At 69.6% G+C, this 12,571-nt stretch carries 9 protein-coding genes; 7 read left to right on the plus strand and 2 right to left on the minus strand.

The window, feature by feature from the left end; translation table 11 throughout:
- Positions 1–45: 45 nt before the first annotated feature.
- The 4 genes from mgrA to ACFYRU_RS38820 all read left to right on the plus strand — a co-directional run bounded on the left by mgrA (position 46) and on the right by ACFYRU_RS38820 (position 4,671).
- Positions 46–1,080, plus strand: coding sequence for an L-glyceraldehyde 3-phosphate reductase (gene mgrA, locus ACFYRU_RS38805; protein ID WP_387668765.1), 1,035 nt, complete (start codon positions 46–48; stop codon positions 1,078–1,080).
- A 217-nt stretch (positions 1,081–1,297) separates the two neighbouring features.
- Positions 1,298–1,951 (plus strand): hypothetical protein, encoded by a 654-nt coding sequence (locus ACFYRU_RS38810; RefSeq protein ID WP_387668767.1) that lies wholly within the window; start codon positions 1,298–1,300, stop codon positions 1,949–1,951.
- Positions 1,952–2,625: 674 nt separating this feature from the next.
- Positions 2,626–3,291, plus strand: a complete 666-nt coding sequence (locus ACFYRU_RS38815) for a response regulator transcription factor (RefSeq protein ID WP_012918592.1) — start codon at positions 2,626–2,628, stop codon at positions 3,289–3,291.
- A gap of 36 nt (positions 3,292–3,327) precedes the next feature.
- Positions 3,328–4,671: a sensor histidine kinase gene (locus ACFYRU_RS38820; RefSeq protein ID WP_387668769.1), complete on the plus strand. Its 1,344-nt coding sequence runs from the start codon at positions 3,328–3,330 to the stop codon at positions 4,669–4,671.
- A gap of 4 nt (positions 4,672–4,675) precedes the next feature.
- On the opposite strand, the gene ACFYRU_RS38825 is transcribed toward ACFYRU_RS38820, so the two are convergent.
- Positions 4,676–5,791, minus strand: a complete 1,116-nt coding sequence (locus ACFYRU_RS38825) for a TAXI family TRAP transporter solute-binding subunit (protein WP_387668772.1) — start codon at positions 5,789–5,791, stop codon at positions 4,676–4,678.
- Positions 5,792–5,982: 191 nt separating this feature from the next.
- Between ACFYRU_RS38825 and ACFYRU_RS38830 the strand changes: the two genes are divergently transcribed.
- A complete protein-coding gene (locus ACFYRU_RS38830) occupies positions 5,983–8,997 on the plus strand; it encodes an alpha-mannosidase (RefSeq protein WP_387668775.1) in 3,015 nt (1,004 codons plus the stop codon).
- 79 nt (positions 8,998–9,076) lie between these two features.
- Here ACFYRU_RS38830 and ACFYRU_RS38835 read toward each other — a convergent pair whose 3' ends face one another.
- Positions 9,077–9,910 (minus strand): SGNH/GDSL hydrolase family protein, encoded by an 834-nt coding sequence (locus tag ACFYRU_RS38835; RefSeq protein WP_387668778.1) that lies wholly within the window; start codon positions 9,908–9,910, stop codon positions 9,077–9,079.
- Positions 9,911–10,019: 109 nt separating this feature from the next.
- Here ACFYRU_RS38835 and ACFYRU_RS38840 point away from each other — a divergent pair, with 109 nt between their 5' ends.
- Entirely contained in the window at positions 10,020–11,228 is a 1,209-nt protein-coding gene (locus ACFYRU_RS38840; protein WP_387668781.1) for a PucR family transcriptional regulator, read from the plus strand.
- A gap of 14 nt (positions 11,229–11,242) precedes the next feature.
- Positions 11,243–12,568: a cytochrome P450 gene (locus ACFYRU_RS38845; protein WP_387668784.1), complete on the plus strand. Its 1,326-nt coding sequence runs from the start codon at positions 11,243–11,245 to the stop codon at positions 12,566–12,568.
- The last annotated feature ends 3 nt before the right edge of the window (positions 12,569–12,571 follow it).

Genomic DNA, 12,571 nt, shown 5'->3' on the forward strand with positions numbered 1-12,571 from the left:
CAAGGGGGTTTGCACTTGTTGTTACATGGGGCAGACTGGGGTTCCGTGACTGACTACGTGGCGGCTGAGGGCCGGTATGACGACCAGATGAGTTACCGGCGGACGGGACGGAGTGGGCTGCAGTTGCCGGCGATCTCGCTGGGGTTGTGGCACAACTTCGGTGACGACAAGCCGTTCGCGACGCAGCGGGACATCCTGCGGCGGGCGTTCGACCTCGGCGTCACGCACTTCGACCTGGCGAACAACTACGGCCCGCCGTACGGGTCGGCCGAGACGAACTTCGGGACGCACTACGCGCGGGACTTCAAGAAGTACCGCGACGAGCTGATCCTGTCGACCAAGGCCGGGTACGACATGTGGCCGGGGCCGTACGGTCAGGGTGGTGGCTCGCGGAAGTACCTGCTCGCCTCGCTGGACCAGTCGCTGAGCCGGATGGGCCTGGACTACGTCGACATCTTCTACTCGCACCGGTTCGACCCGGACACGCCGCTCGAGGAGACGATGGGCGCGCTGGACGCGGCCGTGCGCTCGGGCAAGGCGCTGTACGCCGGTATCTCGTCGTACTCCGCGGAGCGGACGCGCGAGGCGGCGCGGATCCTGGGGGAGCTCGGTACGCCGCTGCTCATCCACCAGCCGTCGTACTCGATGCTGAACCGGTGGATCGAGGAGGACCTGCTGGACGCCGTCGGTGAGCTCGGGGTCGGGGTGATCGCGTTCTCGCCGCTGGCGCAGGGCGTGCTCACCAACCGGTACCTGGACGGGATCCCGACCGATTCGCGGGCCGCGCAGGGGAAGTCGCTGAACCCGGACTCGCTGACCGAGGACACCCTCAAGCACGTTCGCGCGCTGGCCGAGATCGCCGAGCAGCGCGGTCAGTCCGTGGCGCAACTCGCGCTCGCCTGGACGCTGCGCGACGACCGCGTCACCAGCGCGCTCATCGGTGCGTCGAGCGTCGCCCAGCTCGAGGACAACCTCGCGACCGTCCGCAACCTCAAGTTCTCCCCCGAGGAACTCGAGGCCATCGACGCCGACGCCGTCGAGGCCGGCATCAACCTCTGGAAGAAAAGCTCAGACGCCTGACCTGCTTCCGAGCCAACCGAACGCCCGCCGCGGGACAAGCGGCGGGCGTTCGCACGTGCAGACTGGCCAAGCAGCAGCCGGACCGGTCACGCAGCCGGACCGGTCACGCAGCGGGACGTGTCACGCAGCGGGTGGGGGGTTACGGAGCGGTTAGGGGTGGTTGCGGTTGGGGGAGGATGGGCACACGCTGGGAGGTAACCCTCTGGAGGTGGTTTTTGTGACCGCTTCGACGCTCGAAATGGCCCTGACCTACGAACATGCGCGGATCCGGGAGCTGGCCGAACCGGCTCATCATCCGGATGCGGCGCATCCTGAGCACCGGCATCAGACGGACTGGTTCTACGCGATCGCGGCGCAGCATCTGGCCGCGGCCGAGGACGTGCTCCTCCCGCACGTGCGCCGGCTCCCCGACGGCGCCGGACTGGTCACCAGGTACGTCGGCAACGCGAAGGAACTGGAGCGCTCACTGCGCTACCTGAAGGGACGGCAGTACGGTGACAGCCGGTTCCTGCATCTCCAGCACGGCGACCTGTGGCGGCACATCGACCGGCTGCTCGACGAGCACGAGGCGATGGAGGCGACGTACACCCGGCAGATCGCCGAGCAGCTCGACGACCCGGACGTGAACGCGCTGACCGAGGACCTACTGGAGGCCGAGGAGATCGCCCCGACCAGGGCGCACCCGGCGTCACCGCACACCGGGATGGCCGGCCGGCTGGCGCACCGGATGTGGCGGATGGCCGACACCGCGTGGGACAGCGCCGAGGGACGCGTGGTCCCGACCAAGTACCACGCCCACCCGAAGCGCGACTCGGCGCTCTCGCACTACCTGTACGGCACACCGATGCCGAGCGAGCAGGAGCCACAGTAGGACCGCGGCAACAAGGGCCAAGTAAGAGGAGTGGCCCGGCCCCGGCGGATGCCTCCGCCGGAACCGGGCCGGGTTCGGCCGGCTCTCACTGCGCCTGGTTGTGGGAGCCGGCCTGCGTCCTCCCCCGCTGCGCCTGGTGTGCGAGGGAGGACGGTCCGTGGGCTGGGACGGTTGCAACACCACCCGGTACCCAGCAAGTAGTCACCGCAAGCCGTCGATCGCCTTCTTCGCCGACGACGGCAACAAGTAGCAAACAGATTCCGGCCGTGATGGTTACGGGCGCGAGGTCTGGGTCGCGACTGCACGGAAAACCTCGGTAACACAGCAGAGTGATCGGCAGAATCGCTGCGAGAAAGATCACCAAGTAGAACCGCGTGCCTTGTGGTAAACGGAAGAAGACCTGTGCAAGGACGCCGACGCTGATCATTGCGCACCAGACCGAAACCACCGGATTCAGGGCAGCGCGGAGCCGCCGAGCGGGGCGTTCCTGCTCGTACTCGGCCAGTTCCTCCGCGGAGGACGTGGCTCGGCCCTCGGCATCAACACCGACAGTCATGAAGCGATTCCCTCCTGTGTCCGGAAGGTTAGTGTTGCCGAACACTGCGCGGAGTCGCGTGATTACGTCTTTACCAAGATCTGACACATCGGGCCGTGACCTGGCCTACGATCACCGCATGAGTGGCGCGGTCCGGATTCTGCTGGTCGAGGACGATCTCGATATCGCCAATGCCCTGATACCCGCCTTGCGGCGCTACGGCCTGATGGTGACGCACGTGCGGACGGCCGCGGACGCCCTGGCGGCGGATCCTGGCGACCTGGTCCTGCTGGACCTCGGGCTGCCGGACGGGGACGGCATCAACGTGTGCCGGCAGATCCGTACGGTCTCCGACGTGCCGGTGATTGCGGTGACCGCCCGGGGTGAGGCGGCCGACCGGGTCCGCGGGCTGCGCAGCGGCGCCGACGACTACGTGGTGAAACCGTTTGCGATTTCCGAGCTACTGGCCCGCATCGATGCTGTACTTCGTCGTACCGGTCTCTTGCAGCCCCGCCCCCGGGTGACTGTCGGCGACCTGACCGTCGACATCGAGGCCCGGACGGTGCAGGTGGCGGACAAGCCCATCAGCCTGACCCGCAAGGAGTTCGACGTGCTCGCAGTACTGGCCGCGCACCACGGCCGGGTGGTCCCCCGGGAACAGGTCGCGCTGTACGCCTGGCAGTCGGTGTTCGAGGCGTCCTCGCGCACCATGGACGTACACGTGGCCAGCCTGCGCGCCAAGCTCGGCCGGCCGGAGTTGGTACAGACCATCCGCGGCGTGGGTTACCGCCTGGGTTCGGACTGACCGTTGCGCCGTCGACTACTGCAGTCCCTCGTCCCGATGGTCGTCGCCTTGGCGATCGTCGCGGTGATCCCGCTGGCGAACTTCATCGCCACGAGTACCTCGCGCACGCTGTTCCTGTCCCGGAGCAACGACGCGGACTGGTTCGCCGCGATGGCGGAGTCTCCGCTGCAGACCGGCGACATCGCGAACCTGCGTGAGCTCGCGGTGCGGTACCAGGAGCTCTACAACACGCCGGTTTTCGTCGTCGACGTCGACTCCCGCGTGATCGCCACGTCGGTGTCCGGCGTGGACGTCAAGGAGGAGGACATCGCGGCCGCGCTGCACAGCACGCTGGCTGGCCGCCTGCCACCGGAGCCGCCGGCGCTGTGGCCGTGGCGCTCCGGCGAGATGATCGTGTCCCGTCCGGTCGTCAACAACGGCAGCGTGCTCGGTGCCGCCGTACTGCGGGTTCCGACCGAGAAGGCCCGCGACCAGGTGCAGAGCGGGCTGCTGCTGCTCCTCGGTGGGCTGCTGATCAGCATCGGCGCGATCATCGTCGGTATCGTCCGGCCGATCACCCGCTGGGTGCTGCGGCCGCTGCAGGACCTCGACAACGCGACCCACCAGATCACCCGCGGCGCCCTCGACACGCGCGTGTCGACCGACGGTCGGGCACCGGAACTGAGACGGCTGGGTGACAGCTTCAACTCGATGGCGTTGAGCCTGCACCAGGCCCGGCAACGGGAGCGCGAGTTCGTCGCGGACGCGTCGCACCAGCTCCGTACGCCGCTGACGTCGGCCCGGATCCACATCGAGGGCCTGTCCCGGCTGTCGCCGACCGCCCGGTTCGCGCTCAGCGACATCGACCGGCTCGGCCGGATCGTCCAGCGGCTGTCCCGGCTGGCCGGCTCCGACCGGCCGTCGGCGGCCGATGCCGAGGGCAACGAAGAGCCGCTGGACCTGGCCCAGGCGGTGAAGGAGCGGCTGGTCGGCTGGAAGGCTGTGTACGCCGCCGACGACATGGAGCTGATCGTCGGCGAGATGGTCCCGGGCGGGGTCGCGCCCGAGCTCGAGGTCGACGACATCCTCGACGTACTGCTCGACAACGCCTCGAAGTACGGCGCACCGCCGGTGGAGGTCTCGGTCACCCGGGACGGCACCGAGGTCGTGATGTCGGTCCGCGACCACGGTCTCGGCCTCGGCTCGCGCGACCTGAAGAAGGTCGGCGAACGGTTCTGGCGCAGCGCCCACCACCGGGAGATGCCCGGTACCGGTCTGGGCCTGGCGATCGTCCGCTCCGAGGCGGCCCGGGTCGGCGGCCGGGTGGTCGCCCGGCCACCGATCGGCGGCGGCCTCGTGATCGAGGTCCGCGTCCCCCTGATCGAGGACTACGACGTCTGACGGGTCAGATGTGGTTCTGCCGGTACCAGCGCTCGGCCGCGGGGTGCAGCGGGACCGGCATGGTGGCGATCGCGGAGCGGGGGTCCAGGGCGCCCGCCTCGGGATGACCGCCGGTGCCGGGGCTGGCGCCGGGTGACGGGGTGCCCTTGATCAGGTCGTTCTGCCGGCGGAACAGGGTGTTGACCGTCCACCAGGCCCACGAGTCCGACAGGTCTGGCTTCGCGATCAGGTAGTTCGGTACCGCCAGCGTCGGCACCGAACTGGCCAGCCCGTACTGCGACGGCGGGATCGCCGACACCAGGAACCCGCCGAACTTCTGCAGCGCGATCTCCTCGGCGACGGCGCCGATGTCCAGCAGCCGGAACCCGATGCCCTTCTGCAGGTTCGCGATCGGGTCGGTCGGTACGCCGCCGCTCCAGATGAAGGCGTCCAGCGCGCCGTGGGTGGCCTTGCCCTGCGGCTGGATGGCCGCGACCATCTGCTCCAGCGTCATGTTCCGCCGGACCACGTCGACCTTGGCCGGGTTCAGCGTCGGGTTCTTCGCGATCAGGTCGCGCCGGGCGTTGTCCAGGATCATGTCGGCGACGATCTCGGTGCCGGAGCCCTTCGGGCCGACCCCGACGACCATCTTGCGATCCGGGTTCGCCTTGCTCGGGAACAGGTCGTCCAGGCTGGTCGCCTTCGACGACATCGGTACGACGACGTGTACGTAGTTGTCGTACACCCGGGCCAGTGCGTAGAACCGGCGCCGCCCCTCGCTGAACGCGCCGGTGCCCTCGTACGCCGCGAGCGCCGAGTCCGACGTACAGAACCCGAGGTGCGCCTTGCGGGTGGCGACGAGGTTGAGGTTCTCCACCGACCCGTCCGTCACGAGCGGCGTCAGTTCCACGCCTGTGACCTCGCTGGTCAGGGCGCTGAGCGCCGTACCGAACGAGTAGTAGACGCCGCCCTTGTTGCCGGTGGCGAACACGCCCGGCTCCGACGGCGCGGGCTCGTCCGCGCGGCCGCGGGAGCAGCCGGGCAGCAGCAGGCCCGACGCTGCGGCGGCACCGAGTCCGAGCACGCTGCGGCGGGTCAACCCAGTCGGCCGGGCGGGGGTCAGCAGGCGGGGGCGATCCATGCAGAACAACCTAGACAACAATGAGGCCGTGCGGGTAGCGGTGCCGGCGGCCGCAACCCAACCGCTACGCTCCGAGATTCCACACAGCGAGAGACAAACTGCGTCTGGACGCACCCGGGGTCGGTGTGACAGCGTTGTCATCCGTGCGGCCGCGGCGGCCGCGTGAGGACCCTTCCCCGGAGGCTGATTTCGTGCACGACGACCGTCAACTCATCGAGGAGCGGCTCAGTCGCGCCCTGCGGGAGCGGCTCCGCCCCGCCATCTACGGCGCGGCCGTCCCGCTGGACATCCAGGTGTGGCACGCACCGGGTGAGCCCGTGTCCCCCGCCGAGGCGCTGGCACAGACCTACGACAAGGCCGAGATCGGTCAGCCGTGGGGTCCGTCCTGGGGTACCGCCTGGTTCAAGTTCAGCGGCCAGGTGCCCGCGGAGTGGGCCGGCAGCGAGATCGAGGCCGTGATCGACCTCGGCTTCAGCGGCGGCCCCGGCTTCTCCGCCGAAGGCCTGGTGCACACCACCTCCGGCAGGCCGCTGAAGGGCCTGCACCCGCGGCAGACGTACGCACCACTGTCGATCCTCGGCCCTGACGGTACCGCGGCCTCCGCCGGTGACCACATCGAGTTCTACGTCGAAGCAGCCGCGAACCCGGAGATCCCGCTCGACAACGCGTACGCGAAGACCGACATCGGCGCCGGGCTCGGCGATCACCCGATCTACCACCTGACCCGTGCGGACCTGGCGATCTTCAACGCCGAGGTCTGGGACCTGATCCTCGACCTCGAGGCGCTGGACAGCCTGCAGAGGGAGCTGTCGATCCAGGAGCCGCGGCGCAAGGAGATCCTGCGCGCGCTGAGCCGCTCACTGGACGCCCTGGACTACGAGGACGTCGCCGGCACCGCCACGGCTGCCCGCGCCGAGCTGGCCGAGGTACTGAGCCGTCCGGCGCACGCGAGCGCCCACCAGCTGTCCGCGGTCGGCCACGCGCACATCGACTCCGCCTGGCTCTGGCCGCTCCGGGAGACCCGCCGCAAGGTGGCCCGGACCGTGTCCAACGTTGCCACGCTCGCCGAGGAGTACCCGGAGCTCGTCTTCGCGTTCTCGCAGGCGCAGCAGCACGCCTGGGTGAAGGAGAACTACCCGGAGGTCTGGGAGCGGCTGAAGAAGGCCGTGGCCGAGGGCCACATCGTCCCGGTCGGCGGGATGTGGGTCGAGTCCGACACCAACCTGCCCGGCAGCGAGGCGCTCGCCCGGCAGTTCGTGCACGGCAAGCGGTTCTTCCTGGACGAGTACGGGATCGACACCCAGGAGGTCTGGCTGCCGGACTCGTTCGGCTACACCGCGGCGCTGCCGCAACTGGTGAAGCTGTCCGGCTCGAAGTGGTTCCTGACCCAGAAGATCTCCTGGAACAAGGAGAACAAGTTCCCGCACCACACCTTCTGGTGGGAGGGCCTCGACGGCACCCGGGTGTTCACGCACTTCCCGCCGATCGACACCTACAACTCCGACCTGTCCGGCCGCGAGCTCGCGCACGCGCAGCGGAACTTCGCCGAGAACGGTGCGGCGACGCGCTCGCTGGTCCCGTTCGGGTACGGCGACGGCGGTGGCGGACCGACCCGTGAGTTCGTCGCGACCGCGCGCCGGGTGGCGAACCTGGAGGCCTCACCGAAGGTGACGATCGAGTCGCCGACCGAGTTCTTCGCCGCGGCCGAGGAGGAGTACCGCGAGCACGCGCCGGTCTGGTCCGGCGAGCTCTACCTGGAGATCCACCGGGCGACGTACACCTCGCAGGCCAAGACCAAGCAGGGCAACCGGCGTACCGAGCACCTGCTCCGCGAGGCCGAGCTGTGGAGCGCCGCGGCGGTTGTCGCGGGCAAGCTCGACGCATACCCGTACGAGGACCTCGACCGGCTGTGGAAGGTCGCGCTGCTGCACCAGTTCCACGACATCCTGCCGGGTTCGTCGATCTCGTGGGTGCACCGCGAGGCCGAGGCGACGTACGCAGCCGTGGCCGAGGAACTGAACGCGATCATCGCGAAGGCCCAGCAGGCGCTGGCCGGCTCCGGCTCCTCGCCGATCGTGTTCAATGCGGCGCCGCACGCGCGCAACGGCGTCGCCGGCCTCGGTGCCGGTGTCGCGACTGTCGACGGCCAGGACGTGACGGTCGAGAACGGCGTGATCGACAACGGCCGGATCCGGGTCACCGTCGACGAGCGCGGCCTGATCACCTCGCTGTACGACGTGGAGGCCGGCCGCGAGGTCATCGCACCGGGTGCCGTAGGCAACCTTCTGCAGCTGCACGTGGACACCCCGAACCACTGGGACGCGTGGGACGTCGACTCGTTCTACAAGAACAACGTCCGGGACGTGACCGAGGTCGACAGCGTGGACTTCTCGGTGGCCGACGGCGTCGCGACGGTCGTCGTGAAGCGGTCCTTCAACCGGTCCACCGTGACCCAGACGCTGCGGGTCCGCCCGGGCACCAAGCGGGTCGACATCGAGACCGAGATGGACTGGCACGAGTCGGAGAAGTTCCTCAAGGCGGCGTACCCGGTCGACGTGCACGCGGACCGGTCCGCGTCCGAGACCCAGTTCGGGCACATCTTCCGACCGACCCACCAGAACACCTCGTGGGACGCGGCGAAGTTCGAGATCGCGGCGCACCGCTGGGTGCACGTCGGCGAGCCCGGGTACGGCGTTGCCGTGGTCAACGACTCGACGTACGGCCACGACATCAATCGGACCGCCCGCGAGGACGGCGGTACGACCACCACGATCCGTACGTCGCTGATCCGCGCGCCGCGGTTCCCCGACCCGAAGACCGACCAGGGTGTGCACGTCGTCAACCACGCGCTGGTGGTCGGCGCCGGGATCGGTGAGGCGATCGAGGAGGGCTACCGGATCAACCTGCCGGAGCGGATCGTCACCGGTAGCGGCAGCGTCGCGCCGATCGTTGCCGTTGACAACGACAACGTGATCGTCGAGGCGGTCAAGCTGGCCGACGACCAGTCCGGCGACGTCGTCGTCCGCCTGTACGAGTCCTCCGGCGGCCGTTCGCGCGCGACGGTCACCCCGTCGTTCGCGACCGCGTCCGTCGAGGAGGTCGACCTCCTCGAGCGCCCCCTGGCCGACCGCGACCTGAACGACAACGGAGTCAGCTTCGAACTCCGCCCGTTCCAGATCCTCACGCTCCGCTTCAAGCGCGCCTGACACGGAGGCCTTGAACACCTTCCGAGGGCCTGACACGGGTTATGTCCTGTGTCAGGCCTCCGGTGCTTGTCCCGGCCCCCTAGTGGGCCGCGGTTGCGACCAGCTCACCGAACGCCTCCATGCCCGCTGCGCTCGGGTGGAGTGGGGCGGCGGCGGAGGTGGGGATTAGGCCCTCCAGCCAGCGTTGGCTGATCGGGGCGCAGGCGTCGTGGCCGATGCTGGGGGTGCGGAGGTCTACGTAGTGGGCGCCGTGGGCCGCGGCCTGGGTGGCGAGCATGCTGTTGAGGCGGTCGATTGTGGCCTGCAGGTAGTTCGCGTCGACCGGCCACACGGGGATCTGCGGGTAGCAGCCGTTCGGGCGGATGTACGTGCCGTAACCAGTCACCAGGACACGGGCGTGCGGGCTCCGGCGGTGGATCTCGTCCAGAGCGGCGCCGAACGGTGCGGCCGTCGCCGCGATCCGGGCGGCCAGTTGATCGGTACCGCCTGCGGTGTACCGCTCCTTGCAGGATGCCCCGGCCGGTGGTGGCAGCAGGTTGATGCAGCTCAGCGCCGCCGCGACGAGCCCGGTGTCGTTCCCGCCGATCGCGACCGTCACGAGGTCGGTCGTCGGCTTCAGGGCGTCGTACTGCGGTGGCTCGAACCCGAACTGGTGCCCGCTGAAGTCCGGGATGGCCGCTCCGGAACAGGTGACGTCGGTCAGCTCCGCGCCGAGCTCCGCGGCAGCCACATGCGGATAGTTCAAACCGGACCGCAGACAGGGTACGTCGACCTGCGGCGGAATCAGCGGCCCCGCGGCCGAGGAGTCGCCGAGTGCGACGTACTCCACCGGCCCGGCCGCCTGTGCCGCGGCCGGACCGCTCATCACCCCGGCCAGCAGCACACCTACTGCCAGCAGAACGCCTCGTCCCATCGCCGTCACCCTTCGCCCTCGACTGATCACTACCTTCGAGTAGTAATGTTCGGCCCCAAAGCACCTGCCGGTCGCTGGGGCCAGGCCCAGACTTGGAAGGGTGATCGTTGTGACGGCTCACAAAGAGCTGCGGGCCGGCGGCGTCCCGGTGCACGAGATCCTGCGCACCGACCTGGGGCCGCTGGTGGACGACGTACTGCGCCGCCTGGTCGCGGACATCCCGCTCTACGCGCAGCTCCCGGACGAGGAGCTGCAAGGCGACATCCGGCGGATCACCGAGCGGACGCTGCGGGCCTTCAGCGAGACGTTCCGGACCGGCGTCGTACCGACCGGACCGGCGCTCGACCCGCTGCGGGAGTCGGCGACGCGGCGGGCGGAGGAGGGTGTGCCGCTGGAGGCGCTGCTCGCGGCGTACCACCTGGGCGGGCGGGTCTGCGCGGATCACGTCGCGGCCCGGTTCCGGCCCGGCGAACTGCCGGACGCGATCGCGCTCAACCGGCTGATCCTGGACTTCCTGCAACGCGTCACGGCGGTCGTGTCGGCCAGCTACTTCGCGGAGCGCCAGTCGATCGCGGGGGAGGACCAGGCCACCCGCCAGTCCGTGTTCGCCGCGTTGCTCGACGGCCGGCCCGTGGACGAGTCGGCGCTGCGAGCAGGGCTGCGGCTGCCGCCGGAGTACGTCGTCCTCGGCCTCGCGATCGGCCCGCATCCGGACGAGCAGCGGCCCGGCGTCGACGCGCAGATCGTCGGCCGCCGCAAGCTCCGCAGGATCCGGGTCGAGCTCGACCGCCTCCCGGGCAGCATGGCCGCCCTGTCGCCCGACGACGGCATCGCCCTGCTCCCCGCTCCGGCCGGCCAGTTGGCCGGGCTGCGGCGACGATTGGAGCAAGTTGCGGGGGTCGACGTCACGTTCGCGGTCGCCTGTGCGGCGCCGGCCGAGGTTCCCGCGAGCGTGAGCTTGGTACGGGAACTGCTCGACCTGGTACGGGTGCACCGGCGCCCGCGCGGTGTCTACGAGTTGGACGATCTTCTGCTGGAGTACCAGTTGAGTCGCCCCGGACCGGCGCGGGAGCGGTTGGCGGGGATGCTGGCGCCGCTGGACCAGCGTGACGACCTGCTGGCGACGCTGCGGTGCTACCTGGGCAACGCGCGCAACCGGCGGCAGACTGCGGCCGACCTGCACCTGCACGCGAACACCGTCGACTACCGGCTTCGCCAGGTCGGACGGTTGACCGGACTGGACCCCGGACGGGACGACCAACTGCCGCGCGTCGTCGCAGCCCTTGTCGCTTTCGACGCCCGGCGTTCACCAGGCTGACGTAGCGTGCCGGTATGGCTCCGACTCCGTTGCTCGGTTCCCGTACCCTCGACCGGCAGACGGCGCGTACGTTGCCGCCCGGGCCGAAACTGCCGACGCTGCTCCAGACGTGGCTGTTCGCGAGTCACCGCCGGACGTTCTTCCCGCGGATGCGCGACAAGTACGGCGACGTGTTCACGATCCGGCTGGTGCCGTCGAGCCGGGTGTGCGTGGTGCTGAGCCGGCCGGACCACATCCGCGAGGTGTTCGGCAGCCCGCCCGCGGTGATGCACGCCGGCGAGGGGAACACCGCGCTGGAGCCGATCATGGGCTCGCACTCGTTGCTGCTGCTCGACGACGAGGACCACGTCCGGATGCGTAAGCAGTTGATGCCGGCGTTCTCCGGTGCGGCGCTGCGCGGGTACGCGGCGATGGTGCTCGAACTGGCCCGCGCCGAGGTCGCGAAGTGGCCGGTCGGGACACCGTTCAAGATGCACCAGCGGATGCGGAACCTGACCCTGGAGATCATCCTGCAGGTGATCTTCGGCGTCAGCGACCAGGAGCGGCTGGACACCCTGCGCCCGCTGATGGACAAGATCGTCTCGGTGTCGCCGGTGATCATGCTCGGCTCGTTCTACCCGTCGCTGCTGCGGTTCCGGCCGTGGCGGACGTACCTCGACACCCAGCGCAAGGTCGACGAGATCCTGTACGACGAGATCGCGAAGCGGCGGGACACGTACGCCGGGCGGACCGACGTACTGTCCCGGCTGCTTGCCGCCGGCAACTGGTCGGACGTGGAGCTGCGCGACCAGCTGGTCACGTTGCTGCTGGCCGGGCACGAGACGACCGCGACCGCGCTGGCCTGGGCGTTCCACGAGCTCGCCCGGCGGCCGGAGGACCTGGCCTTCGGGCAGCGCGCCGCCGACGCCGGCGCGGACGACGAACTGGAGGCGATTGTCAAGGAGGCGCTGCGGCTGCATCCGGTGGTGTACCAGGTCGGCCGCCGGGTCACCGAGACGACCGATGTCGCGGGCTACCGGCTGCAGCGCGGTACGACGATCATGGCCGCGATCGGGCTGGTGCACCGCGACGGCGAGCACTTCCCGAACCCGAAGGACTTCCGCCCGCGGCGGTTCCTGTCCGACGACCCGCCCGCGCCCGGCACGTGGATCCCGTTCGGCGGCGGCGCGCGCCGCTGTATCGGTGCCGGCTTCTCGTTGATGGAGGGAACGGAGATCCTCCGCGCGGCCCTCACCGCGTACAACTTCCAGGCCCCGAACCCCGAGCCCGAGCCCGCCCAGCCGAAGAACGTGACCCTGGTCCCCCGCCACGGCGCGGAGGTCCAGGTCACTAAGCGTTAGGAC

The sequence above is a fragment of the Kribbella sp. NPDC004536 genome, from assembly GCF_042873835.1.
Lineage (GTDB): Bacteria > Actinomycetota > Actinomycetes > Propionibacteriales > Kribbellaceae > Kribbella.

What these genes read in the sequence shown, in the direction of transcription:
- ACFYRU_RS38835 (WP_387668778.1), bottom strand. Translation starts at nt 9,910, where the DNA reads ATGGGACGAGGCGTTCTGCTGGCAGTAGGTGTGCTGCTGGCCGGGGTG.
- ACFYRU_RS38815 (WP_012918592.1), top strand. Translation starts at nt 2,626, where the DNA reads ATGAGTGGCGCGGTCCGGATTCTGCTGGTCGAGGACGATCTCGATATC.
- ACFYRU_RS38825 (WP_387668772.1), bottom strand. Translation starts at nt 5,791, where the DNA reads ATGGATCGCCCCCGCCTGCTGACCCCCGCCCGGCCGACTGGGTTGACC.
- ACFYRU_RS38845 (WP_387668784.1), top strand. Translation starts at nt 11,243, where the DNA reads ATGGCTCCGACTCCGTTGCTCGGTTCCCGTACCCTCGACCGGCAGACG.
- ACFYRU_RS38820 (WP_387668769.1), top strand. Translation starts at nt 3,328, where the DNA reads ATGGTCGTCGCCTTGGCGATCGTCGCGGTGATCCCGCTGGCGAACTTC.